At 40.5% G+C, this 23690-nt stretch carries 24 protein-coding genes; 8 read left to right on the forward strand and 16 right to left on the reverse strand.

Annotated elements, in window-relative coordinates; translation table 11 throughout:
• The first annotated feature begins 38 nt into the window (after window positions 1-38).
• A complete protein-coding gene (locus QMA12_RS10150) occupies window positions 39-1481 on the forward strand; it encodes a PLP-dependent aminotransferase family protein (protein ID WP_290209995.1) in 1443 nt (480 codons plus the stop codon).
• A gap of 62 nt (window positions 1482-1543) precedes the next feature.
• On the opposite strand, the gene QMA12_RS10155 is transcribed toward QMA12_RS10150, so the two are convergent.
• Complete coding sequence (locus tag QMA12_RS10155; RefSeq protein ID WP_290209997.1) at window positions 1544-2341, reverse strand: YggN family protein; 798 nt, start codon at window positions 2339-2341, stop codon at window positions 1544-1546.
• 392 nt (window positions 2342-2733) lie between these two features.
• Here QMA12_RS10155 and QMA12_RS10160 point away from each other — a divergent pair, with 392 nt between their 5' ends.
• Entirely contained in the window at window positions 2734-2922 is a 189-nt protein-coding gene (locus QMA12_RS10160; protein ID WP_087531252.1) for a PA3496 family putative envelope integrity protein, read from the forward strand.
• 51 nt (window positions 2923-2973) lie between these two features.
• Here QMA12_RS10160 and QMA12_RS10165 read toward each other — a convergent pair whose 3' ends face one another.
• On the reverse strand, window positions 2974-3462 hold the full coding sequence (locus QMA12_RS10165) for a glutathione peroxidase (protein ID WP_290209998.1): 489 nt from the start codon (window positions 3460-3462) through the stop codon (window positions 2974-2976).
• Between the two features lie 68 nt (window positions 3463-3530).
• Complete coding sequence (locus tag QMA12_RS10170; protein ID WP_290209999.1) at window positions 3531-4400, reverse strand: LysR family transcriptional regulator; 870 nt, start codon at window positions 4398-4400, stop codon at window positions 3531-3533.
• 155 nt (window positions 4401-4555) lie between these two features.
• On the opposite strand from QMA12_RS10170, the gene QMA12_RS10175 reads away from it, so the two are divergent.
• Window positions 4556-5710, forward strand: coding sequence for an iron-containing alcohol dehydrogenase (locus QMA12_RS10175; RefSeq protein WP_290210000.1), 1155 nt, complete (start codon window positions 4556-4558; stop codon window positions 5708-5710).
• A 7-nt stretch (window positions 5711-5717) separates the two neighbouring features.
• Here the strand turns inward: QMA12_RS10175 and QMA12_RS10180 are convergent, their stop codons facing one another.
• On the reverse strand, window positions 5718-6017 hold the full coding sequence (locus tag QMA12_RS10180) for an AzlD domain-containing protein (protein WP_290210002.1): 300 nt from the start codon (window positions 6015-6017) through the stop codon (window positions 5718-5720).
• Entirely contained in the window at window positions 6014-6721 is a 708-nt protein-coding gene (locus tag QMA12_RS10185; RefSeq protein ID WP_290210003.1) for an AzlC family ABC transporter permease, read from the reverse strand. The genes QMA12_RS10180 and QMA12_RS10185 overlap by 4 nt, the downstream gene beginning before the upstream one ends.
• Before the next feature lie 122 nt (window positions 6722-6843).
• On the opposite strand from QMA12_RS10185, the gene QMA12_RS10190 reads away from it, so the two are divergent.
• On the forward strand, window positions 6844-7500 hold the full coding sequence (locus QMA12_RS10190) for a cytochrome b/b6 domain-containing protein (protein WP_290210005.1): 657 nt from the start codon (window positions 6844-6846) through the stop codon (window positions 7498-7500).
• A 61-nt stretch (window positions 7501-7561) separates the two neighbouring features.
• Here QMA12_RS10190 and QMA12_RS10195 read toward each other — a convergent pair whose 3' ends face one another.
• Together QMA12_RS10195 and QMA12_RS10200 are read right to left on the reverse strand one after the other, a co-directional pair.
• The gene (locus QMA12_RS10195) at window positions 7562-8014 is read right to left on the reverse strand and encodes a cytochrome c (protein WP_087531246.1); all 453 of its coding nucleotides are present in this window, start codon (window positions 8012-8014) and stop codon (window positions 7562-7564) included.
• Between the two features lie 123 nt (window positions 8015-8137).
• Window positions 8138-8608 carry a DUF2721 domain-containing protein gene (locus tag QMA12_RS10200; RefSeq protein WP_087531245.1) on the reverse strand — a complete coding sequence of 157 codons (471 nt, stop codon included), beginning with the start codon at window positions 8606-8608 and terminating at the stop codon, window positions 8138-8140.
• A gap of 240 nt (window positions 8609-8848) precedes the next feature.
• On the opposite strand from QMA12_RS10200, the gene QMA12_RS10205 reads away from it, so the two are divergent.
• Entirely contained in the window at window positions 8849-12904 is a 4056-nt protein-coding gene (locus tag QMA12_RS10205; RefSeq protein ID WP_290210011.1) for a S8 family serine peptidase, read from the forward strand.
• A gap of 137 nt (window positions 12905-13041) precedes the next feature.
• Window positions 13042-15225, forward strand: a complete 2184-nt coding sequence (locus QMA12_RS10210; RefSeq protein WP_290210012.1) for a S9 family peptidase — start codon at window positions 13042-13044, stop codon at window positions 15223-15225.
• A 43-nt stretch (window positions 15226-15268) separates the two neighbouring features.
• Here QMA12_RS10210 and QMA12_RS10215 read toward each other — a convergent pair whose 3' ends face one another.
• The 4 genes from QMA12_RS10215 to QMA12_RS10230 are packed head-to-tail and all read right to left on the reverse strand — an operon-like array spanning window position 15269 to window position 18995.
• Window positions 15269-16753, reverse strand: a complete 1485-nt coding sequence (locus QMA12_RS10215; RefSeq protein WP_290210013.1) for an ATP-binding protein — start codon at window positions 16751-16753, stop codon at window positions 15269-15271.
• Between the two features lie 10 nt (window positions 16754-16763).
• The gene (locus QMA12_RS10220; RefSeq protein WP_290210014.1) at window positions 16764-17489 is read right to left on the reverse strand and encodes a response regulator transcription factor; all 726 of its coding nucleotides are present in this window, start codon (window positions 17487-17489) and stop codon (window positions 16764-16766) included.
• Between the two features lie 58 nt (window positions 17490-17547).
• Window positions 17548-18282 carry a spondin domain-containing protein gene (locus QMA12_RS10225; RefSeq protein WP_290210015.1) on the reverse strand — a complete coding sequence of 245 codons (735 nt, stop codon included), beginning with the start codon at window positions 18280-18282 and terminating at the stop codon, window positions 17548-17550.
• Between the two features lie 11 nt (window positions 18283-18293).
• Window positions 18294-18995, reverse strand: coding sequence for a spondin domain-containing protein (locus QMA12_RS10230; RefSeq protein ID WP_290210016.1), 702 nt, complete (start codon window positions 18993-18995; stop codon window positions 18294-18296).
• Between the two features lie 352 nt (window positions 18996-19347).
• On the opposite strand from QMA12_RS10230, the gene QMA12_RS10235 reads away from it, so the two are divergent.
• Both QMA12_RS10235 and QMA12_RS10240 read left to right on the forward strand, forming a co-directional pair.
• Window positions 19348-19719: a DUF4870 domain-containing protein gene (locus QMA12_RS10235; RefSeq protein WP_087531238.1), complete on the forward strand. Its 372-nt coding sequence runs from the start codon at window positions 19348-19350 to the stop codon at window positions 19717-19719.
• Window positions 19720-19787: 68 nt separating this feature from the next.
• Window positions 19788-20222 carry a YqaA family protein gene (locus tag QMA12_RS10240; RefSeq protein ID WP_087531237.1) on the forward strand — a complete coding sequence of 145 codons (435 nt, stop codon included), beginning with the start codon at window positions 19788-19790 and terminating at the stop codon, window positions 20220-20222.
• On the opposite strand, the gene folX is transcribed toward QMA12_RS10240, so the two are convergent.
• The 5 genes from folX to QMA12_RS10265 form a co-directional block, all read right to left on the reverse strand.
• Window positions 20219-20578, reverse strand: a complete 360-nt coding sequence (gene folX / locus QMA12_RS10245; RefSeq protein WP_087531236.1) for a dihydroneopterin triphosphate 2'-epimerase — start codon at window positions 20576-20578, stop codon at window positions 20219-20221. The two genes, QMA12_RS10240 and folX, sit on opposite strands and share 4 nt — an antisense overlap.
• Window positions 20579-20581: 3 nt before the next feature.
• A complete protein-coding gene (folE, locus tag QMA12_RS10250) occupies window positions 20582-21136 on the reverse strand; it encodes a GTP cyclohydrolase I FolE (protein ID WP_087531235.1) in 555 nt (184 codons plus the stop codon).
• Window positions 21137-21159: 23 nt separating this feature from the next.
• The gene (gene folM / locus QMA12_RS10255; RefSeq protein ID WP_290210017.1) at window positions 21160-21879 is read right to left on the reverse strand and encodes a dihydromonapterin reductase; all 720 of its coding nucleotides are present in this window, start codon (window positions 21877-21879) and stop codon (window positions 21160-21162) included.
• Window positions 21880-22164: 285 nt separating this feature from the next.
• Window positions 22165-23001 carry an ammonia-dependent NAD(+) synthetase gene (nadE, locus tag QMA12_RS10260; RefSeq protein WP_087531233.1) on the reverse strand — a complete coding sequence of 279 codons (837 nt, stop codon included), beginning with the start codon at window positions 22999-23001 and terminating at the stop codon, window positions 22165-22167.
• Between the two features lie 58 nt (window positions 23002-23059).
• Window positions 23060-23689: a DUF480 domain-containing protein gene (locus tag QMA12_RS10265; protein ID WP_290210018.1), complete on the reverse strand. Its 630-nt coding sequence runs from the start codon at window positions 23687-23689 to the stop codon at window positions 23060-23062.
• Window position 23690 lies beyond the last annotated feature (1 nt).

Here is a 23690-nt window from a genome sequence, read left to right on the forward strand (position 1 = left end):
ATGTAACCTATACAGATTTAGGTTCGTGAGGCCGTGCTATGTCATTAGTGATCAATAAGAGTAAGCAAGAATTTTTATACCAACAGGTGATGCAGTTAGTTCGCGAATTGTGCGATCAAGGTACCTTGCTGCCGGGTGAAAAGTTACCTTCTCTGAGAAAAATGGCTGACAAATTAAATGTCAGTATTCCAACTGTTAAATTGGCTTATCAATCTTTGGAGTCGCAGGGGTTAGTTGAGGCACGCGAAAAGTCAGGTTATTTTTTAAAGTCTGTTGCTATGCAGTCAGCCAGACCTAAGCGGGTTAAATTAAGTCGTGAGCCTGTGTCGGTTAATATGCAGGTATTAATTGAGCAGGTCTACGATGCCATTCATCAGGCTGATGTGGTGCCTTTTGGTATTGCAAACCCTGTGGCCGCTGCGCCGACCGATAAAATGCTTGCTCGGACTATGCGCCGAGTGATGTCGATGGCAGGTAGCAGAGCAATTAATTATGGGGCGATTGATGGCTATTCGCCATTAAAGCAGCAATTGGTTAGACGTTATTTAGATTTTGGTATTGGCGTTGATAGCCAAGAGTTGGTGATCACTAATGGTGCCCAAGAAGCATTAACCATAGCGTTAAAGTGTGTAGCAAAAGCTGGGGATATTATAGCGATCGAGTCGCCATGCTATTTCGGCATAATTGAACTGATCGAAAGTTTAGGACTAAAAGCATTGGAGATCCCTTTGTGTCCAGATGATGGGATCTGGCTTGATGATCTAAATCAGGCTTTACAAGATCATGATATAAAAGCCTGTGTGTTTTCAACGGCGATCAATAATCCGGTGGGGAGCTTTATGCCGGATCATAAACGTAAAAAGCTGGTTGAGTTGTTAGAATCACAGAATGTGGTATTAATTGAAGATGATGTATACGGTGATTTGCATTTTGGCGCTGCGCGGGGCACACCCGCTCAAGCCTATTCCAAAAAAGGCTTAGTGTTAACATGTGCGTCGTTCTCCAAAACAGCGGCACCGAGTTATCGAGTAGGCTGGTTGATCGCCGGTAAATTTGCTGCACAAGCACGTCGTTTTAAGCGAGCATTTAGCTGCTCAACATCGCTGATCAATCAATGGACGTTATATGAGTTTGTTGCCAGTGGGGAGTACGAACGCAATTTAAAATTACTCAGACAAACGCTGCGCAGTAATAAAGAGCGAATGATCTGGTGTTTACAACAGGCCTTTCCTAGCTCTGTAAGAGTAAGCGATCCGCAAGGTGGTTGTGTAGTGTGGATTGATCTAGGCAAATGTTATGACAGCGTCAAATTGTTTCATTTGGCATTAGATGAAGGGATCAGTATTACCCCAGGCTATATTTTTTCAGCGACTAATAAATACCGTAACTGTATTCGTTTAAGTTATGGCCTACCGTGGAGTGATCGCTTGGAGCAAGCAATTAGTAAATTAGGTGAGCTGTTACATTTGGCTAAAAAGTAAAAAAGCAGCAGGGGCTGTTAAGACCAATGCTGCTAAAGGGATATAAAATTTTATATATTGATTTAATTATTTTGCTTATAGCTAAATAGTTGGTAACTTTTAAGTTCTGGAACCAGTTGTACGAGTTGCTGCTCTTGTTCTGCAATGGTTGAAAAGTTACCACATAATGCATCGGCACGCTTTTCAAGTTGATTAGCTTGTAACTCTACTTTTTGTTCTATTTGCGCACCCATGTTTTCCATGCGTTGCTCAAGCGCTTGCATATCGCCGCCAGAACCCATTAATTCAGAGCCTAGTGCCATTAATATACTGCCCATTGATTGCATCATAGCCGACTCTACAGCGCTTTCGATTTGCTCATCAAAGTGGCTTTCAAAGTTTTCACCAAACTCATTGAAGCTTTGCTGACCCATTACAAAGGCGCCTTGCTGATAGAATGTATTCTCTACTTCAACTTCAATGTCGGCCATTAATTCATTTATACTATCAAAGCCTTGAATGTTAAACGCGCTAGCGACTTCTTCAATGGCGACACCCGCTATTTTTACGCCCTCAAGCGCAATATTTGCAACTTCAGGAAGTTGGCTACGTAAGCTGTCTGAGTAATCACTGATTGCTTGGCGTTGCTCGCTATCAAGCGCTAGTGTTTGGCCATCAATTAGCAGCTCACCATTATCACTAAAAACCATACTGTGATTATCAGCGGTAAAAATTTCTAACTCACTTGGTTTGATACGCACATCATTTTGAAATTCGACTTCACATGAATCACCACTAAATGAGATATTTGTATCGTGATCGTCATGAGCAATTGCACCTGTAGCAATAAATAAAGAGCCGACTAATAGTAATTTTTTCATTTTTGTAATCCTGCTAAGTGTTGAATTTAACTTTTGTTGATAAAGAGATATCAAGTTTGATGCCAATAATATAAATCGATTAAAAACAATGCTTTAATTGTTTTTAATGCAATTTGATATAATTTAAAAATTTAGAGAAACACTATAAATTAGTCATTTTGACTAAAATATTTAAATGCATAAAAGATGTTTATCGTTTCGATAAAAAACTCTCACTTTCCAGAATTCAAATTAAGCGCTATTTATTCACATTACTGACATACCTTCTTTATAAGATAGAAGGGTGGCTGTATTTGATGCTTTTTCATACAAGGAAATGGCACTAAACTTTTTAACTTTATCAATGCTTATATCAAATTAGCATTGGTCTCAAACACTTTATGGAGTGGGTTGTGGGTAAGACATTTAGTTATGATGCGCTAGATGATGATTTTGTTGAAGACGAGTATGAAATGGTTGGGCGCAATCAACACGACAAGAAGAAGCAAAAGGTGAAAAAAAAGTTGGAAGACTACCTAGAGCAAAAGCGTTTGCGTAAAAACTTAGGTGATGATGACTTTGATGAGTATTTAAATCACTAAGGGGATTTAAATAGGCTGTTAGTTAATACAAACAGCCTTTTACTATCTGAGCTAGCTTTTGTTCTGTAAAGCTTTCGCTATGGTGCTTTCTATTTGCTGTGGTTTAGTAAACGGGGCAAAACGTTTTATTGCGTTACCTTCTTTACCTATTAAAAACTTGGTAAAGTTCCACTTTATTTTACGGGTTAAAAAACCAGGTAATACAGACTTTAAATGCCTGAACACAGGGTGTGCGTGTTTGCCGTTGACATCTACCTTGCTCATTATTTGAAAATCGACACCATAATTAATTAAACAACCTTGTTTAATTTGCGTTGCATCACCGGGTTCTTGCTTACCAAATTGATTGCAAGGAAAGCCAATGATCACTAAGCCTTGCTGATGATATTTTTCATGTAATGCTTGTAAGCCAGCATATTGCGGGGTAAAGCCACATTGGCTAGCAGTGTTAACCACAAGCACAACTTTTCCTTCAAAGTTATTAAATTCAATAGATTGCCCTTGCAGGCTGGTGGCGCTAAGCTGATAAAAGTCATTCATGTTGAAGATTTTTTTATTTTTGTTTGTTAAAGTTTATCCTGTGTAGCGACAGACTTAAAGCCTAATTTTTAGTCATCCTTAAAACTAGCTAATAAGTATTCAATGAGTAATCGAACGCGGTACGGCATTAAATCCTTGCGCGGATACACCAGCCATGATGCATTATCTGTCACTTGGTATTCATCAAGTAAAGTGACTAGCTGACCTTGTTGTACGTAGGGCTGTACAATATCACTGGCTAAGTGCGCAATTCCTAAACCAGCTAAAGTAGCGCTGAGTAACGCTCTTGGGTGGTTACTGCGCCAATTCCCATTTATTTTTACTTCTTTTATGTCACCAGCAAAACTAAACCGCCAGCGCTTACCCATGGCAACTAAGCAATTGTGATCTATCAGCTGTAATGGTGTGGTGGGAGATGTGTGATGCTCTAAGTATTCAGGGCTTGCAACTAAGGTCATAACACGTGGGCACAGTGGCCGAGCTATTAAGTTTGAGTCTTGCATGCGACCAAAGCGAATTGCTAAGTCAAAACCTTCTTCGACTAAATCAACATTACGATTGTTAAAGTCCATATCTACCTCGACTTCTGGGTAACGCTTTACAAACTCAACAATTTTAGGTGCTACATTCGTTGCAACAAATTCACCAGCTCCCGTAATGCGAATAAGGCCTTTTGGCTTACGTTGCTCACCTTGTAATTGAGTATTGGCATCAATTAACTCTTGTTTAATTGCTTTGAGCTTGATGGCGTACTCACGTCCAGCGTCGGTGAGGCTTATTTTACGAGTAGTGCGTTGAAATAATACAGAGCCTAACCGGTTTTCTAATTGCTGAACCTGACGGCTAATATGGGATGTTGAAACTTCCATCGCCTTTGCGGCGTGAGTAAAGCTGCCATGCTCAACAACATGTAAAAATTCATCTAGGCCTTGCCACATTATTTTATCTCATAAGGTAAGTAATATTCGTATATTGCATTAATTATTGCAGCTGTGCAAAAGTGATTGTCTGATTTTAGTCTTTAATTTAGCGTTTAAACACTTACAATTACTTGGTCACCGAAAATACACATTATTCAAGCATTGGAGCAAGCATGTTAAATTTTAGTTTTGTAAACCCAACCAAAATCCATTTTGGCGAACAACAAATCGCGAAAATTAAAAGTGAAATCCCAGTTGATGCCAAAGTACTAGTTACTTATGGTGGCGGGAGTATTAAAAGTAATGGTGTTTACGATCAGGTTGTTGAAGCCCTTAATGAGCATACTTGGTTTGAATTTGCAGGCATAGAGCCAAATCCAAGCTACCAAACATGTATGAAAGCAGTTAGCGTAGTAAAGGAAAAGCAAATTGACTTCATCCTTGCTGTGGGTGGTGGTTCAGTTATTGATGGCAGTAAATTTATAGCTGCAGCAGCAAATTATGATGGTGAACCGTGGGATATTCTTGCTAAGGGCGGCGAAATTAAATCAGCTATTGCTCTGGGGGCGGTATTAACGTTACCGGCGACCGGTTCAGAATCAAACGGCAATAGCGTTGTTTCGAATCTTGAAAGTCACGACAAACTACCATTTTCGAGCCCTTTAGTGCTGCCAAAATTTGCAGTACTTGATCCTGCAGTTACTTACTCGTTGCCAAAGCGCCAAGTAGCTAATGGGATTGTTGATGCATTTGTGCATACGATGGAGCAATACCTAACCTATGATGTGGGCGGCAAGTTACAGGATAGATTTGCTGAAAGTATTTTAATGACCTTAATGGAAGAAGGCCCTAAAGCATTTAGTGAGCCTGACAACTATCAAGTACGCGCTAATATTATGTGGTCAGCGACGATGGCATTAAACGGCCTAATTGGCGCAGGTGTACCGCAAGATTGGGCGACTCACATGCTTGGGCATGAAATGACTGCAATCTATGGACTTGACCATGCACAAACGTTAGCGATTGTATTGCCGCGTATGATGGCTGAGCAAAAAGAAGCGAAGCGCGGTAAAATTTTACAGTATGCTCAGCGTGTTTTAGGGCTTGATACCAACGATGAAGATGCGGCTATTGAGCAAGCTATTGCTGCTACAGAAGCGTTTTTCCACAGTGTTAATATGCCAACACGTTTAAGTGATTATGAGTTGGGCGAAGAAGTGGCAGACAAGATTGTAGAGCAACTAGAGCGCCATGGTATGACTGCCCTAGGTGAGCGCGAACAAGTGACGTTAGATAAAAGTCGAGCAATTTTACTCGCCAGCGTTTAACACTCGCTTAGTTTAATATCAAAAATAAACCCATACCGACCAGTGTTGTGTAGTAAATGTTGTGTGTTTTATACGCGACAATTATTGCAGCAATAGCAGCACTCAGGTATGGGTTTTGCCAATCAAGATTAATACCCTCCTCATTGACGAATACAATAGGTACCCATATTGCGGTAAGCACCGCAGGTGCACTAAAACTCAAAAATTGCTGCATTTTAGGGCCGACTCTAAAAGGTAGCGTGTGGTGTAAAAATAAGTAACGCGTGAAAAAAGTGATACAGGCCATGAGTAAAATTATGCTCATCATAGTTTATGCTCCTGTGTTACTTGTAAGCGACTAATCATGTAACCAACAGACATAGCAATGAGTGCCGCTGTCACAAGCCATAGCTCAAACCCGTGGCTTTTTAAAATGGTTGCTGTAACCCCTGCGGTGATCACTGTAGCCAAGGTGGCAAGATTTTTAATGCCGGGGATAACCAAGGCAATAAACGTTGCTGCTATCGCAAAGTCTAAACCTAAGTTTGTTAAATCGGGTAATAAGCTACCGGCGAGGATGCCAATCAAAGTCCATAGGTTCCATGCTATATAAAAGCTAAACCCAGCGCTTAATGCATAGATCAATCGTGTTTTTGTACGATACGCCTTACGGTGATGAGAAAATGCAAATAGCTCGTCGGTCAATACAAAGCTAACTGGTAAGCGCCAACGCAAAGGTTGGTTGATTACTTTGTGGCGAACGGCTAAGCCGTATAGAAAATGCCGAGAACTGATTATAAAAGTTGTAAATAAAATTGTCAGCAAAGGAGTATTACCCGCGATTAATTCAATGGCAACGAGTTGCGCCGATCCTGCGAAGACCAGTAAAGACATGGCTTGGGTTTCAACTGCAGTAAAGCCATTTTGTATAGCTAAAGAACCACACAATATGCCCCATGGGATCACTGCCAAACACAGTGGTAGCATATCTAAAAAGCCTTTCAATAAAGCGCGCTTTGTAGTTAGTTTCATTATTTTTATTTATTATGAAATTTATATCGGTAGTCTGCCATAGATCAATTAACTATGAACAGTAAAGATGCTAACTTAGTGAAAGTTTGGGATAATAATATTTTTACTTAAAGGGGTTAATAATGGGTAAGCTTAAGGTGTGGGATGGTTTTATCCGAAGTTTTCACTGGTTATTAGTTATTGCAATTGCCACTTTGTATTTTAGCGCTGAAGAGGGCATGCTCGAACTACACTTTGTTGCAGGTTTTTTTACTTTAGCATTACTACTCACCCGTTTTATTTGGGGGGTAATTGGTAGTAAAACCGCAAAACTCACTGGACTCATTCATTCTCCACTGGCTGCTATAAAGTCATTTAAGCTTGGTGATACTAAGCCTGGACATGGGGCAGCTGGTAGCTATATGGTTATCACATTTTTTATTTTGATTTTCACACAACTGATCAGCGGCCTGATGACCACTGACGATATTTTAACTGATGGGCCGCTAGTACAATATGTATCGAGTAATATTGTTGAGTGGGCAGGTTGGGTGCACCATAGAAATTTTGATTTACTTTTCTACGCCATCATTTTGCACATTAGTGCGATAGTTATTTATCGCTTAAAAGGCAAAAAGCTCGTCAAAGCGATGATCACAGGCAAAGCTGACGCTGAGCAAGAAAATGATCACACCCCGGTAACTAAAGCACCTTGGACTGCATTTGTCATCTTTGTAGTGCTATTACTCGTGTTAATGACGACATGGGGTGCAGAGCCGTTAAGCTATTTATTTAGTTAAACTTGCTTTGAAAAATAAAAACGGCGCTAAGAAGCGCCGTTTTTATTATTCAAATTGTTTATTAGTCTTTAAAAGACTTATGGCAATCTTTACAGCCTTTAGCCCAAGGGCCAAATGCTTTAGCGATGACTTTTTTGTCGCCACTTTGTGCTGCAACGGCTAATTCATCAGCGTACTGCTGAAAAGCGACCGCTTTTTTCTTAAAGGTTTCGTTGTCACTCCAGATAGCGGGTAACGCAGAAGTGTCGCCTTTATCTGAGCCCTCAACAAATGCTTCCCATGGCATTTTTGACAATGCAGCTGCATTATTTGCGCGGTGCTTAAAGCGCTCAGCGTCAAATTCTACTTTGCCTTTTAGCATGTCGCCCATGTCACCGATTTGTACTCGGATCATCGAAAACGCTGCTTGGCGATATTCGATTGCGTCTTTAGGTTCTTCAAATGCTGAGTTAGCTGATGCGCCAAGTGTAAGAGTTGATAGGATAGTTCCTAAAAATACCTGTTTAAATTTCATTCCTTTTGCCCCTTGATAGATAATATTAGCTTTACAACGTCTGTTGTATCTTAGCATTAATAAGAATACAAGTTTATTGAGGTTAAACTGAACTGTTATTGAATTCAATGATTAAGGTTTAGATTAGTCATTTATATCAATATCAGCAAATATCATTCCTCTGCGCATACTGCGTGTGGCTAGGAATACTTCGCCAAGTAGCGACATGAATGCACAAATTAATAACGCCATTGCACCTACAAAGCAACTACCTATAGTCACCCCTAAGTTAATAGATTGAATGTGCGACAAAAATAGTAGCATGACCACTGCACACACTAATACCGCACTTAATACACTTAAACTAAATGCGATGTGAATACAGCGAGAACGTTTTAACAGGGCTCTAAGTTCGGTGGTAAGTGATAGGTTAAAATCTTCATCAATGCTTACTTTAAGTTTGCGTTCAAGCTGGCGAGCGCGATCGGTGATACGTGCTAAGCGATTTGACAAAACTCCTAACGTAGCAGCAATACCGGTGATTAAAAAAACCGGCGCAACGGCCGTTTGAATTACTTTGGCCATTGTTAATATGTTAATAACTTCGCTATCCATTTGTTTCCTTTTACTAAGTATATGCTCTAATGTTTACAAAGCTTTACAATTGGTGGCTCGCATTAAAATGCATAAATTACAATGATTTACAATTTGTTTTTGATGCTTTTTGTGATTTTATGTAATTAATATGTAACTGCGTTGTTGTCAAGCTTTGCTGTGTAGCTTTATATTAGGTCACGAAATGTAATTTTTAACCTACGTTAGACACAATAATACATAACTCATCCAGGGGAAACCATGTCTAGAAATCTAATAAAAAAAACAGCTGTTGCAACTGCCGTAACCAGCGTATTAATCGCAGGTGCTGCTAGTGCAAATACATTAAATCAAAGTGCACTTAAACACACCAGCTATACATCAATTTCGCAAGCAGATGTAGCTGATAAAAAAGAGCCAACATCATTCTTAGTGGTATTAAAAGCAACCACTGCAGCAGATATGATGGAGCAAGGCACGTATAGCGTATCGAGTGCTCGTACAAGCTATGACAATGTATCTTCACTGCAAAACCAAGTTAAAGACAAGCTCTTCTCTCTTGATAGCAACGTAAAAGTCCTTGGGGAAACCAAAATATTGGCTCCGACTCTTATTGTTCAAGCAAGCCCAGGTGCACTTGAAAAAATAAAGAATGACCCACGTGTAGAGCGCGTACTTCCAATGTTTGACTACGATCTTCATGTAGCAGCAACGGCTGATTATATTAAGGCTTCTCCTTTAGTAACTAACGGCACTGTCACTGGTTCTACTCAAACGGTTGCTGTGTTAGATACCGGTATTGATTATACCCATTCTATCTTTGGTGGTGAAGGTACTGTTGAAGCATATGAAGCTGCACAAGCTGATCCAACATCTGTTACTTGGCCACAAGGGCAAGTAATGGGCGGCTACGACTTTATGCGTGATGATGCTGACCCTATTGAAAATGACCCAGAAACACCAACAGAAGAAGATGCACCAACAAGCCATGGTACGTCAGTTTCTCACTCAGTTACCGGTATAGCGCCAGAAGTTGAGCTTTATGTTTACTCTGTGTGTGGTGGTGGTTGCCCAAGCGCTGCGCAAGTATCAGCTCTTGAAGCGGCGATGGATCCAAATGGTGATGGCGATACCGCTGACCGTGTTGATGTTATTAATATGTCACTAGGCGGAGAGTTTGGTGATACTTATATTGGCGGTGGTACACAATTTTTAATCCAACAAGCTGTTGACGCGGGTGTAAATGTTGTTATTTCTGCTGGTAATGATGGTGATAACCCGTTCCGTATTGGTGGTCCATCAACTACACCTAATGCATTGTCTGTTGGTGCAATGACTCACCCTGCTAATGATGTGGGTGTGGCATCAGGCACAGTAGCTGGTGAAGAAACAATTATTCAGCCTTCAGGCTTTGGCCCACAAACGGCTTTTGTAATGACAGAAGCGGATGCCGAAGTAGTATACCCAGAAGAAAATCAAGATGGCTGTGTTGAATTTTCAGAAGAAACAGATTTTACAGGTAAAGCGGTAATCATAGATCGCGGTGCATGTAACTTTACTCAAAAAGTATTAAGTGCACAAAACCGTGGAGCGGCATTTGTATTTATCGCGAATAATGTCGACGATGGCACACCTGCACCAATGGGTGGTTTTGATGCTGCTGTTACTATTCCTAATGTAGGTATTAATTTTGCAGCTGGTGCAGCGATGAAAGCAGCATTAGAAGCAGGTGAAGTTGCAACTTATGATATTACCGTTGAGCGTAAAGTAACAGCAGGTGCTGTTGCATCGTTCTCATCGCGTGGTCCATCAATGGACGGCTTGTTAAAACCTGAAATTACAGCTCCTGGTACTGACATCATGGTTGCAGCAACAGGTACTCAAGATGGCCTTGCTCCAGCAACAGGTACTTCGTTCTCTGGCCCTATCACAGCAGGTGCAGTTGCACTTGTGCGTGAGGCTCACCCAGATCGTACTGCGCTTGAAATCAAAGCGACTATCATGAATGCGGCAGACTTAAACGTTACCGTTGACCCAGTTTCGATTAACCCTGATTCGCCACTTGCACCAATTAGCTCTATTGGAGCTGGTTTAGTTGATGTTGATAAAGCTGTGAGCTTACCTGTTGCAGCATGGGTCCAAAATGATGAGTATCAAACAGCACAAGCTGCATTATCGTTTGGTTTAGAGCGCATGACTGAAGCGACTAGCTTCATGAAAACTGTAACGCTTAAAAACTTCTCTGATGAAGATAAAACATACGACCTTCGAATTGAAGAGCGTTACATGAATGATGCCGACAGCGGCGCTGTGAGCTTCGACATCCCACGCAGTGTAACGGTTACAGCTAATTCAGAAACTACATTCGATGTAACGATGACTGTTGATCCAACTAAACTACATGAGTGGACTCTAGAAAATCCATTTGATACAGATGATTTAGCTGCTCGTAGCCCTTCACTTACAATGGCAGAGTTCGATGGTGCTCTCGTATTTGATGATACTGCAGATGCTGATTCAGACCACGCTTTACACCTTGTTTATCATGCATTACCTAAGGCGGGTGCTGAGCTTGAATTCTCATATGAAGAAGTAAATGGTGTTGGCGAGTTAGTTGTAACCAACGTAGGTGCTGCAACGGCTTATCCAGTTGCTGAATCTGTAATTGCAACAAGTGAAGTAAACGCAGATGCAGATTTTGATATCTTAAGTACAACGTTTGCTGCTTATCTATCTGAGACCTGTGATTCAGGCGTGTTTATTACATCTTCTATCCAGCTCCGTGATGAGATCACTCACATGCGCCAAGTTGGTGTTCGCATGAACTTAGATACTGACAATGATGGTGTTTATGATCACTTTATGATGAACCTAAATGATGTAGGTCGTGATGCTGAAATACCAGGTCGTAGCCGTACGTTAATTGGCACAATTGATGCTGATGGTGTTGACGGTTGGCAGTGGGGAACTCCGATGTTCCATGCAGCTGGTGAAGACACAGTTACTTTCTCTGGTTGTAGTGAACTAATGGGCTTAGATGCAAATATGTTAGGTGGTACTGTTAACATTGCGGCTTCTGTAGGTTACCCAAGCTATCAAAATGGCGTTTACTCTGAAACTGACAGTGTAGTCGGCTCGACAGTATTTGGTGCAAACCCTGTAGTAGATTTAACATCGACTGAAGATGCGGATACTAAAGTATTAGAGTTAGCTCCAGGACAAAAAGCGGTTGTAACAGCAGAAGGTGACTTTGCTCTTGCTTCTTACACTGGAACGGATGTTTACACTAACTCTATGACGGACATGCCTGAAATGCCGGCCGTTCCTGACATTGTTGCTGCTGAACTTTCAATCAACGAAATGGCGCTTGATGGTATTACTATTGGACGTGTTGAATTTGTTGAAGAGCCTGCTTTACGTATTACAAACTTCACTGTAGTTGATATGTCAGCACCTGGTTTAATGGTTGATGCTGAAACTGGTGATATTATCGTAGAAGACAGCAGCTTATTAGATTTTGAATCAGATGTGAAAGAAATTACATTGACAGTGAAAGCGACTGATTTACTTGGTACTGAATCAGAAGCAGCGATGATTAAGGTTATGATCACTAATGATGCCGATGAATTACCTGTTGTTGCATCGGGGCAAAGTTTTAGTGTGATTGAAACGGCTGCTGAAGGTACGGTAATTGGCATGCTTGATTACACATTATTTGAGAGCTCAGCCACTACAGTGACTGGTGGTAAAGTTACTAATAGTAACGCTGTAAGTGTGAATGATAAAGGCGAGCTAGTTGTATCAGGTAGCATGAGTTACTACGATACGCCTACAATTGCATTAGATGTAACAGTAATGGATGACAGCGGTCTTGAATCTGAGGTTATGCAAGTTATGCTTAACGTAACTGCCGACCCTAAAGCTCATGCACCGGTTATTGAAGGTGGTCAGAAGTTCCGCACGGATGAAAATGTGCCGCTTGGTACAGTGCTAGGTCAACTAGCATTCTCAGACCCGGATGCAGAGACTTCACCTATTACTCGTTTCATTGTATCGGGAACAACATTAGTTAAGGTTGAGCTTGATGGTTCAATTGTCACTATGGGTGAAATAGACTATGAATTTGATAACGAAATTGTATTCAGCGTTCAAGCTGAAGATAGTAAAGGGTATGTATCTAAAGCTGTAAGTGTTGAAATTGATGTAAATAATCTTCGCTCTAATGACGACGATGATAATGACGCATCAGGTTCACTAGCTTGGTTATCATTACTTGTTGCACCATTTGCGTTTATGCGTCGTCGTAAACAAAAATAATGGTTAACTAGTAAATATTGATAGTTAATAAAGGGAGCTTCGGCTCCCTTTTTACATTGTGTTACAAAGCGCTATTGGTAACCTACAAGTACATATATATTATGGAACATAGAAAAATAATAATTTTAGGGAATACTATGAAAACTCTCCATTCTTTTGCGCTTGCAGCGCTATCTGTCGCTGTTTTATCGGCATGCGATAAAGCCTCAGAACAAAAAGCACAATCAACAATGAATAACACTCAAAGTGTGGCTGAGCAAACTCAAATGATTGCGCCAGTGGCAAAAAAAGTGCCTCATGAAATGACCATACATGAGGATACTCGCATCGATAATTATTACTGGATGCGTGATGATGAACGCAAAGATCCTGCTGTTATTGCACACCTTAATGCTGAAAATGCTTACACCGACCAACAGCTCGCGCATACAAAAAATCTTCAGGCGACTTTATTTGAAGAGCTAAAAGGGCGTATTCAAAAAGATGATGATTCAGTGCCGACCAAAAGTGGAGAGTATTTTTATTCATCACAAACGCGTGGTGATAATGAATATCCAACGTATGTACGTAGCACCGATGCTAAAGGCGCTGATCAAACGGTTATTTTAGATGTAAATAAATTGGCTGAAGGCCATGATTATTATTCAGCGACGGGTCTGTCTGTCAGCCCTAACGGTAATCTCCTTGCATATGGAGAAGACACTGTTAGTCGTCGTATTTATACTGTTTTAGTAAAAGACTTAACCACGGGCGAGCTGTTAAAAGATAAGCTTGAGGGCACTAGTGGCGATATTGTTTGGGCCAATGACAATAAAACCTTTTACTACATCAAAAAAGACTTACAAACATTATTAGGTTATCAAGTATATCGTCATACGCTTGGGTCGGCCCAATCAGAAGATGAGCTAGTATATGAAGAAACCAATACCAGTTATTACACCGGCCTAGGTAAAAGTAAAGATAAGCAAGAAATTTATATTTGGCATGGTAGCACCAGCGCGTCAGGCGTATCGGTTATCGATGCTAACAATATTAAAGCACAAGCCAAGCGCCTAATTGAGCGTGAAGAAAACCTTGAATACGATATATCTAAGCATGGTGATTGGTACTACATTGTAACGAATTTAGATGCAGTTAACTTTCAGCTAATGAAGGTACATAAAAACAAAGCGCACGATAAAACGAATTGGCAAACGGTGATTGCACCGCGCGACGATATTAAACTCGAAGGAGTTGATTTATTTGCCAATCACCTTGTTTATAAAGAGCGTGAAATGGGTCAATCTCGTTTAACTGTGCGCAACTTAACATCGGGCGATGAGCAAACATTGAGCTTCAATGATAGTAGTTATATGGTTCATGCTTATGGCAATAACGAGTTAGATAACCCAAGTTTACGTGTTTATTATGCCAGTATGACAACCCCAGGTACCTCATACGATATTGATTTAGATAGCGCTGAAAAAACCTTACTCAAACAGTTAAAAGTTGTCGGTGATTTTAATGCTGATAATTACGCATCGGAGCGCTTATTTATTAATGCTCGTGATGGCGTGAAAGTACCGGTGAGCTTGGTTTATCGCAAAGATAAATTTAAACAAGATGGCACCAATCCATTATTGCAATATGCGTATGGTTCATACGGTGCGACAATGGATCCTAGCTTCTCAAGCTCTCGCTTAAGCTTACTCGATCGGGGCTTTGTATTTGCCATTGCTCATATTCGTGGTTCGCAAATGCTGGGGCGCCCTTGGTATGAAGATGGCAAACTACTTAATAAGAAGAATACGTTTAACGATTTCGTTGATGTCACTAAGGGCTTAGTAAAACAGCAATATGGCGATGAAAATCAGATATTTGCTATGGGTGGTAGCGCTGGTGGATTATTAATGGGCGCGGTGGCTAATCAGGCTCCTGAGCTTTATCAGGGAATGGTAGCAGCAGTGCCGTTTGTTGATGTGGTGACTACGATGCTTGATGCAAGCCTTCCGCTGACAACGAATGAGTATGGAGAATGGGGTAACCCGAATGACAAAGTGTATTATGACTACATGTTGTCGTATTCTCCTTATGATCAAGTAAGCAAACAAGCTTATCCAAATATGCTGGTGACAACAGGTCTACATGATTCACAAGTACAATACTTTGAACCCGCTAAATGGGTTGCTAAGCTGCGTGATTATAAAACAGACGATAATAAACTACTGTTTAAAATAGATATGGAAGCTGGGCATGGCGGCGCATCTGGTCGCTTTAAAAGCCTTGAAGATACTGCTTTAAATTATGCGTTTATACTTGATTTAGCTGGTATTAAAAACTAACGACAATAAAAATTAATTAATGTTCTAAAGGTATAGCCAACGGCTATGCCTTTATTTTTTGTGGCAAGTTAAAGCTAAACATTGTCCCTTTACCTATTTCACTTTGAACCTTTATTTCACTGTCCATAAGTTTTAGTAAGCCTTTACAAATAGCTAGTCCTAAGCCACCTTGTTGGCGCCCTTCTTTATTAGAGTTGCTTGCTTGGTAATGAGCATTAAAGATAGCGTTCAGTTCATCATGTTTAATACCCACACCGGTATCAGAAACCTGCACAAATAATTGCTTTTGATCAATACGCTTAACGTGTACAGCTATACTGCCGCCTCCAGCTGTGTGCCTTATTGCGTTATCGATTAAATTACTCAACACACGCTCAAGTTTTGCAATATCGGCAACGACAGGAAAATCGCAAATTGCAGGCTCTACGGTTAAATTAAGTCCTTTTTTCTCGGCGGTTAGTGAAAACTTGGCAATGCAATCGTAAATAAGTTCACCTAAATTAAAGGTTTCTTTGAGGATGTTTATTTCACCGCTTTCTAAATGGGCGAGCTCAAAAATCTGCTCAATAAGCTGCTTAAGCTGAGCGCAGTTATTAAGTGAAACATGCAAATACTCATGTTGTTCTTTAACGCTTAATTGTGAGCCCGATTGATTAAGCACTTCTAAAAACCCCTGCAAAGAGGCAAGTGGCGTTCGTAAGTCGTGAGATAAATGGGTAAGAAGCTCTTTGCGCTGTTTATCGCTTTGCTCAAGAGCTTTAAATTGCTCGTCAATACGAGTAACCATAGCTTGAATGTTACGGCCTAAACTGTGCACTTCGTTGTTCTTTTGTGTTGAATAATTACTGAGTTTTGTATCGGTGATATTGTAATTAGCCGCTTCAATGTTGCTTACATCATGAGCTAATCGTTGAATAGGATTGGTAAAAAAGCGAAGTAAAATAAGCATCGAAATTAGTAAAAATACAAACGCAGAACCCAACCATAAAGCAGCTAGCCATAACTTATCATTATTTTTGATTGTGTTTAAAGATGTGTCGTAAGCTTCGCCCCCAATAATTATATATAAGTATCCTTGCAACTTATCGTTATTAAATACGGGCGCTACGGAGAATATTTTTTGCTGCGCTTTATTTCTTGGGTTATCTCCATAAATTGGTGCTGCACCTGGGTTGTTAATCAGCTTTTTTAAGGGTGCTAAATTAATATGAGTGCGTTTAACTTTACCAGGCTCTGCTGAGTAAGTGAGGATTTTTCCGTTTTCATCTACAAAATAAAACTCAAATGCGGGGCCTAATAACATTAAGGTATGAAATAGGTTTTCTAGGGCTGCGTAGTCGTATACACCTTCTTTTATTAATGGGTTATCTTGTACTAAATGCTCAGCAAGGGCTAAGTGCAGGTTTTGCTCGCCATGATGCTTTGAGGTGAGCTCCAGTTGTTTACTCCAGCCATAAACTAGTGCGCAAATAAAGCAAAATATAACAACCAACGACACCGCTAATTTTTGATACAAAGATAGGTTCATAATAAGGCTCTTAAGTAAGTTGGCTTGGATTTAGTTTGTAGCCAACGCCCCAAACGGTTTCGATAATAGGCGCTTGATGGTGTAGCTCAAGCTTAGCGCGTAACCTATTTATGTGTGAGTTAACGGTATGCTCGTACCCGCTGTGTTGATACCCCCATACTTTGTCGAGCAATTGCTGGCGACTAAAAACATGGTTTGGATGGCGAGCAAAATAAACCAGTAAATCAAATTCAGTGGCGGTGAGGTTAAGTGCTTGTTCGTCTAAATAAACTTGATGTGAGCTAAATTCAATGTTGAGTGAGCCTATATTTAGCGTTTGTTCGTTGCATGGGCTGTCATTTTCGTTATTTTGAATAGCTAGAAGCTGTGAGCGGTGGCGTAATTGTGTTTTAACGCGGGCTTGTAATTCGCGAGCAAAAAAGGGTTTGCAAATATAGTCATCAGCGCCCATTTCAAGTCCAATTACGCGATCCATATCGCTACTGAGCGCGGTAAGTAAAATAACGGAGATGGTAGGGTAGTGCTCTTTAATTTTACGGCATAGGCTCAAGCCATCCATTTGTGGCAGGTTTATATCCAGTAAAATAAGCCCGTATGATTGTTTTGCTATTTTTTTAAGTGCGAGCTCAGCGCTTACAACATGATCAACATGCAGATTTAACGAAGCAAGTTGAGTTGTTATTAATTGTCCTATTTCTCTGTCGTCTTCTACTACCAGTATTTTTTCGTGCCGCATAGTTAACCTCGTAAAAAAGGGACATCCGTGTCGCCTCACTTCCCCATTACAAGCTGTTTTACTGTGTACGAGTGATCACGATTTTCGATACTGGGTTATCAAACTTTTGTTCGGCAGCTAGTGCAGAGGTTGATAAGCCATCTTGATTAGACACAATACCTGGGTGCATTGTGATTATATCTGCAATATCGTCGCGTATTTCGTTAAACCCTTCGCCGCTAGCAGTGGGACCCGGCACAGTGTCAGCTGTTTCTGTATTCGCTTCCGTACCTGCATCGTAAGCTGGCGTTGTTCTTGATATTGAACTGCCTACTTCCAGTGTTGATACATCTACAGAACTAAGACCGGTAAAAGCGTCATTTGTATTCCCAAGCATTGCAGCAAAAGATAAATTAAGAACATCTTGTGCATCAACTAAGAGAGTTACAGAGGTTGTTTCGCCAGGACCTATACCACCTTCAGCCGAGACTGAAGCAAGTGCATTTTCGTCACTAAGGTACTCTTCATTAGCGCCGCTTTCAGCAATCATTTCTAAACCGACAGAAGCCGTCTCACCAAATTTCCATGGTGGGGTTTCATCAAATGCAATCACTGACAGGGGGGATAGCGGTTGGCCAGCCGTTAAGTTACTAAAAGTGATAGTAAACTCATAAACGACAGGTTCTGGTTCAACAACAACTACAGGTTCTTGATCTTCAATCGGGTCGCTATTGTCGTTGTCGCCACATGCGGCTAGTGAGCTGGCTAACATTAAAATAAGGGCACTTTTTTTAAAATTAGAAAGAGATGACATAATTAACTCTCCTATTTAACCGTCACAGTTAATTTTGCAACAGGGTTTAACCATCTGTGTACAGTGTTATTTAAATCACTATTACCACTTTCAAGGTCGTTATCGCCTAGGGCCCCCGGATGAATGTGCACCATAGTATTTATGTCGCCAGTTGTAATACCAGTACCGTTAGTGCCTGCTTGGCCGCCCGGCGCTGCAGGGATACCTAATACACCTGGTGCACCTGAGCCGTCTACTACAAGCTCGTTATTTGCTTCTGTGCCTGCATCATAGCCATTTAGGTAAACAGTATAAGTGCCTGCTTCTGTTGGGACTTTCCAGCTATCAAGACCTACAAACCCATCATTTGTTGGAAGTAGCATAGCGGTTACAGATAGGTATTCGTTGCCATCGGTAGTTGTTAACTCTGCTGTTGCAGACGCCGCTGGTGCCAATAAACCAGCTGCTGGATTTTCTGCAATATCGCTGCTCGACGCTGATGCTTGAGTAACAAGTGCTGAAATATCGCCGCCTTCTGCCATTGCTTGCAATGCAGAAGAGGCTTCGGTTGCTACTTCAAATAATTTGTCTTCGCTATCGTGGGCTGTTATTAGCACCGGAGTGAAATAAAGGCCTTTGGTAAGGTTAGTAATTTCTACTTCTAGCTCTGCTGCCATAGTTGATTGGCTAGCTACTGCTAAAAGAGTTGCGACTGTAAATGCTGAAGCTTTCATTATTATTTCCTGTAAGTGATGATTCAGGCTAAGTATTGAATAACCACCTCAAGAAACTTTCACAAAGTTATCACTTTTTTATCACAGCGCTACCAAAGCACATTTTGTAATATAAATTGTTGCAGTTGTTTGATTATTCGTTGTGAGTCTGAGCTAACAAGTAGCAAAAAGAATTGCTAGCTCTTTACTATTAATGACTTTTACCGTTCTTGTTTTCGATAGTTGTAAATGCATTCTGTTTAAAGTTTCGTAACCTGAGTATTCGTCAATGTTTTAATTAAATTTTTATTGTTGGTTGTTTTATAGACATCAAGCCTTAAAACCGTCAATATAGATAAAAAAGGAGGTTGTAATGGAAGAAAATCAACAGGTTGAACCAGTTGAAGTAGATAAAGAGCAGCGTACATGGGCAATGCTATGTCATTTAAGCGCATTGGCAGGGTTTATTGTGCCAATGGGCAGTATTATTGGCCCATTAATCGTTTGGTTAATCAAAAAAGATGAAATGCCGATTGTGAATGAGCATGGTAAAAAATCGTTAAACTTTCAAATCACTATGCTGATAGCTTACATTATCTGTTTTATTTTAATGTTTGTTGTGATTGGCGTTATTTTACTTCCTATCGTAGCTGTATTTTCATTCGTTATGGTGGTGATTGGAGCTATAAAAGCTAATGATGGTAAAGAGTTTAACTACCCAATTACGTTAAATTTGATAAAATAATTTATCAAATTAATTATAAAAACCCAGCAACATTGCTGGGTTTTTATTTGCTTAACCAATAGAGAAATATGGCGTATTTAAGCTTATTTTTAACGGCATTCATCTCGGCAACCTTATTACCCAGCTCTTCAGAGGTTGTGTTAATGGCCATGATAACGCAGGGAGACTACCTGCTTTGGCTATTGTGGTTGGCAGCCACTGTGGGTAATGTTTTAGGCAGTTGTATTAATTACTGGCTGGGTACACAAGTAATGCGGTTTAAAGATCGTAAATGGTTTCCGGTTTCGCAAACAAATATAGACAAAGCCCAAGTGCGTTTTGAAAAATACGGTGTCTATAGTTTATTGTTTGCGTGGCTACCCATAGTAGGTGATCCGCTCACTGTTGTTGGGGGGATTTTTAAGGTGCACTGGTGGACATTTATATGCTTGGTCGCACTTGGCAAAGGGACACGCTATTTGATGGTGCTGGCCTTTGCCGTAGGCTTAGATAAAGTGATTTAAGGCTTCACCCAATCAAGTGTGAGGGATACTGAATCAGCGAAGCGTAACGCATGTGGTTTATCTACACGTGCTTTTGCATAATGTACACTGTTGTGACTATGGCAAGCAGCTAAAATCTCTGCTACGAGTTTTTCTAAAAGCAAAAAATGCCCGTTTTCTACTATGTTTATCACCTTTTTGGTGATCACTTTGTAGTTTAAAGCTTGATCAACCTCATCGGTTTCACACGCTTGTTCAGCAGGGTAATGGATTTCTAGATTAATCACTACATCTTGCTTTTTTTCACGTTCTTCAGGGTTAAAGCCGATAAAGGTGCGCAGCCGCAAGTTAGTAACATTAATTATCGCATTGGCCATAGGTTAACCTTTTATCAATTGTAAAAACTCATTGCGGGTTTTAGGATCAGCCCTAAAGTTACCTAGCATAACCGATGTACGCATGCTTGAGTTTTGCTTTTCAACACCGCGCATCATCATACACATGTGTTTTGCTTCCACTATAACGCCAACACCTTTCGCGCCCGTTACTTCTTCAACGGCTTTGGCTATTTGATGGGTTAATTGTTCTTGAATTTGAAAACGTCGTGCGTACATATCTACAATACGTGCAAACTTAGATAAGCCTAATACTTTACCATTTGGAATGTAGGCAATGTGGCAACGTCCAACAAAAGGCAATAGGTGGTGCTCACACATTGAATAAAGCTCAATATCTTGTATTAATACCATATCATCGGCATCTGATGTGAATACTGCATTATTGGTAATTTCATCGAGTGTTTCGCGATAGCCTTTAGTTAAATACTCCATCGCTTTAGCTGCGCGCTTAGGTGTATCAAGCAAGCCTTCACGTTGTGGATCTTCACCCACAGCACTGATTATTTCTTGGTAGCTATTCTTTAATTCATTGTGCATAAAGTTCTCAATTTTTAAATACGTTATTTTAAATGTCTACCACCATCCACTGGAATTGAACGCCCAGTGATGTAATGGCTATTTAGTAATAGTTCGACGCTGTTAATAATTTCTTGGCAACCAGGCTCAATACCCATCAGGGATTTTTTTAGCGTTTTTTTGCGATAAGCTTCGTCGTCGTCCTGATTAAATATAATCAACGAGGGAGCAACAGAGTTCACTTTAATTTGCGATGCAAACTTAGCTGAAAAAGATCGTGTTAGGTTATCTAGTGCAGCTTTACTTGCTGCATAGGCGAGATGTTTTGGGCTACCTGTTTCAACAACATAGTCAGTTAGATGAATAATATCAGCTGGGGTATGTTCATTGTTTTGATGCGCTATTAAAAGATCAGCACAATTTAAATTAATTAAATAAGGTGCTTTGGCATGGATGCGCATCATATTATCAAATAAGTCAGCACTGTCTGGATTATTGGCTTCGCAATCCCAGCTTGAGGCATTGTGAATAATAGCTTTTAGTGACTGAGTGTGGCTTTTTAATGTTGCGATGAAATCAAATATTGTTTCATTACTTTTAAAATCAGCGGGCAAACATGTAATTCCCAATGATTCTAATTCATCGATTGAGCTGTGGCGTGTGCGGTAAGTAATAATTACTTTTTGCCCTGCGCTGCGCAGGTGTTTTGCGAGCGCTAAACCTATACGTTGGCCTGCGCCAGTTATCAAAATTGGCGATGTCATAAATGTGGCAGCTCTCTACTAAACGCGATGTTTTAATTCTAGTCACTATAAACTAAATTACAGTAGCATTTCACCTATAGTCTCATTGGCTTATTAAACTTTTTACGAATTAACGAGTTTATTCGATCAATGTGTTGAGTATTATCACTATAACCATACTTTATTAGCTGGCGTTTATTATGCTCGATATTTATGTGCCAAAATGAAAAGTGGGCAATTAATTGCATTTTTGTTGCTATTAATTGCCCTTGAGGTGGTGTTTACTTTGTACGAATTAACTCACAACTACTCTTCGTCATAAACAGTTGGAATAGCTTGGCGTTTGTGCTGAGTACGTAGGTATATAGCAATAAGCTTATCACTTACTTCATCGGTCACTGGCTTGCCTTCTAAAAAATCATCTATTTGCTCATAGCTAAGACCTAGCGCTTCTTCATCAGTTAAGCCTGGGCGGTCGCATTCTAAGTCAGCAGTTGGCGCTTTAGTTACCAGTAGCTCTGGAGCACCTAGCTCCTTCGCTAGCGCTCTAACTTGACGTTTTGATAAACCAAATAGTGGCGCCAAATCGCATGCTCCATCACCAAACTTGGTATAAAAACCCGTAATGTTTTCAGCGCTGTGATCAGTGCCAACCACTAAGCCTTGAGTAAAACCGGCGATCTCATATTGCGCTATCATACGCTGGCGCGCTTTAACATTACCTTTAATAAAGTCGACTTGGGCTTGTTCTGGCACGGTTTCACCACAGCCTACAATCGCCGCGAGAGCCTGTTCATGCATTCCATCCGCCGCGGGTTTGATATTGACGGTTAAGCGCTTACTCGGTTGAATAAAATCAACGGCTAGTTGGGCTTCGTCTTCATCTGCTTGTATTCCATAAGGTAAGCGTACAGCGATAAATTGGTATTTATCAGTATTTTGCTCTTCATTTAACTGGTTAACAGCAAGTTGGCACAAACGGCCACAGGTTGACGAGTCAACGCCGCCGCTAATCCCTAATACCAATGAGCGAGAATATGCCGCAACAAGGCGATTTTTGATAAAACTAACACGGCGGTTAATTTCATTACTTATATCTATATTTGGCTGAACTTTCATTTCCGCCACTATGTCGGCACGCATTAATAGCTCCTGATTATTTAAGGGGGTTGAGTATATTATGTTATTCATAGCGCTTAATTTAAAGCCCTAAATGTTGCTTAATTTTTTGTAATTCAGTTTTCAACGCATCTATTTCAGCAAGTAATTCGTCCATTTCTTGCGTTTTTAATTGTGTTGGCTCTGGCTCGTCTGACACCGCATACTCAACGTTTGGTGAATCAGTGAATAAATGACTGTAACGGCTTTCTCTTTTACCTGCTTCGCACGGGTGTTTGATTACATATTCTTGCGAGATAAGTGCATTAAGAGCAGCTTCAACTTCAGCTACATTAGAAAAATCGGCAAGGCGATTACTCCGGGTTCTCAATTCTCCCGGTGTTTGTGCTCCACGTAGTAACATTAAGCATATAATTGCACGCTCATGCTCAGTAAACTTGAGGCTACCAAATTCAGTATTACAAAACCTGTGTGCATATTTAGTCACACGGCCTGATAAGCCCTCATCTTTGGTAACGAGACGTCGCGTTTCAAGTTCGTCTAAGGTGTTCTGCACTTGGTTTTGTGTTAAACAAAGCACAGGTTCTCTGCTAGATTTTTGGTTGCACGCATTTACAAGGCTGTTTAAAGACAGCGGGTAGTGTTCAGGGGTTGTACTTTGTTTTTCTAATAGGCAGCCGATTACACGCTGCTGAGTGGCTGTTAATTCCATT

The sequence above is a fragment of the Pseudoalteromonas sp. APC 3893 genome, from assembly GCF_030408095.1.
Taxonomy (GTDB): domain Bacteria; phylum Pseudomonadota; class Gammaproteobacteria; order Enterobacterales; family Alteromonadaceae; genus Pseudoalteromonas.

Excerpts from the sequence above, each read along its gene's own strand:
- QMA12_RS10150 (WP_290209995.1), top strand. The coding sequence starts at position 39 with ATGTCATTAGTGATCAATAAGAGTAAGCAAGAATTTTTATACCAACAG.
- QMA12_RS10155 (WP_290209997.1), bottom strand. The coding sequence starts at position 2,341 with ATGAAAAAATTACTATTAGTCGGCTCTTTATTTATTGCTACAGGTGCA.
- QMA12_RS10165 (WP_290209998.1), bottom strand. The coding sequence starts at position 3,462 with ATGAATGACTTTTATCAGCTTAGCGCCACCAGCCTGCAAGGGCAATCT.
- QMA12_RS10170 (WP_290209999.1), bottom strand. The coding sequence starts at position 4,400 with ATGTGGCAAGGCCTAGATGAATTTTTACATGTTGTTGAGCATGGCAGC.
- QMA12_RS10175 (WP_290210000.1), top strand. The coding sequence starts at position 4,556 with ATGTTAAATTTTAGTTTTGTAAACCCAACCAAAATCCATTTTGGCGAA.
- QMA12_RS10180 (WP_290210002.1), bottom strand. The coding sequence starts at position 6,017 with ATGATGAGCATAATTTTACTCATGGCCTGTATCACTTTTTTCACGCGT.
- QMA12_RS10185 (WP_290210003.1), bottom strand. The coding sequence starts at position 6,721 with ATGAAACTAACTACAAAGCGCGCTTTATTGAAAGGCTTTTTAGATATG.
- QMA12_RS10190 (WP_290210005.1), top strand. The coding sequence starts at position 6,844 with ATGGGTAAGCTTAAGGTGTGGGATGGTTTTATCCGAAGTTTTCACTGG.
- QMA12_RS10195 (WP_087531246.1), bottom strand. The coding sequence starts at position 8,014 with ATGAAATTTAAACAGGTATTTTTAGGAACTATCCTATCAACTCTTACA.
- QMA12_RS10200 (WP_087531245.1), bottom strand. The coding sequence starts at position 8,608 with ATGGATAGCGAAGTTATTAACATATTAACAATGGCCAAAGTAATTCAA.
- QMA12_RS10205 (WP_290210011.1), top strand. The coding sequence starts at position 8,849 with ATGTCTAGAAATCTAATAAAAAAAACAGCTGTTGCAACTGCCGTAACC.
- QMA12_RS10210 (WP_290210012.1), top strand. The coding sequence starts at position 13,042 with ATGAAAACTCTCCATTCTTTTGCGCTTGCAGCGCTATCTGTCGCTGTT.
- QMA12_RS10215 (WP_290210013.1), bottom strand. The coding sequence starts at position 16,753 with ATGAACCTATCTTTGTATCAAAAATTAGCGGTGTCGTTGGTTGTTATA.
- QMA12_RS10220 (WP_290210014.1), bottom strand. The coding sequence starts at position 17,489 with ATGCGGCACGAAAAAATACTGGTAGTAGAAGACGACAGAGAAATAGGA.
- QMA12_RS10225 (WP_290210015.1), bottom strand. The coding sequence starts at position 18,282 with ATGTCATCTCTTTCTAATTTTAAAAAAAGTGCCCTTATTTTAATGTTA.
- QMA12_RS10230 (WP_290210016.1), bottom strand. The coding sequence starts at position 18,995 with ATGAAAGCTTCAGCATTTACAGTCGCAACTCTTTTAGCAGTAGCTAGC.
- QMA12_RS10235 (WP_087531238.1), top strand. The coding sequence starts at position 19,348 with ATGGAAGAAAATCAACAGGTTGAACCAGTTGAAGTAGATAAAGAGCAG.
- QMA12_RS10240 (WP_087531237.1), top strand. The coding sequence starts at position 19,788 with ATGGCGTATTTAAGCTTATTTTTAACGGCATTCATCTCGGCAACCTTA.
- folX (WP_087531236.1), bottom strand. The coding sequence starts at position 20,578 with ATGGCCAATGCGATAATTAATGTTACTAACTTGCGGCTGCGCACCTTT.
- folE (WP_087531235.1), bottom strand. The coding sequence starts at position 21,136 with ATGCACAATGAATTAAAGAATAGCTACCAAGAAATAATCAGTGCTGTG.
- folM (WP_290210017.1), bottom strand. The coding sequence starts at position 21,879 with ATGACATCGCCAATTTTGATAACTGGCGCAGGCCAACGTATAGGTTTA.
- nadE (WP_087531233.1), bottom strand. The coding sequence starts at position 23,001 with ATGCGTGCCGACATAGTGGCGGAAATGAAAGTTCAGCCAAATATAGAT.
- QMA12_RS10265 (WP_290210018.1), bottom strand. The coding sequence starts at position 23,689 with ATGGAATTAACAGCCACTCAGCAGCGTGTAATCGGCTGCCTATTAGAA.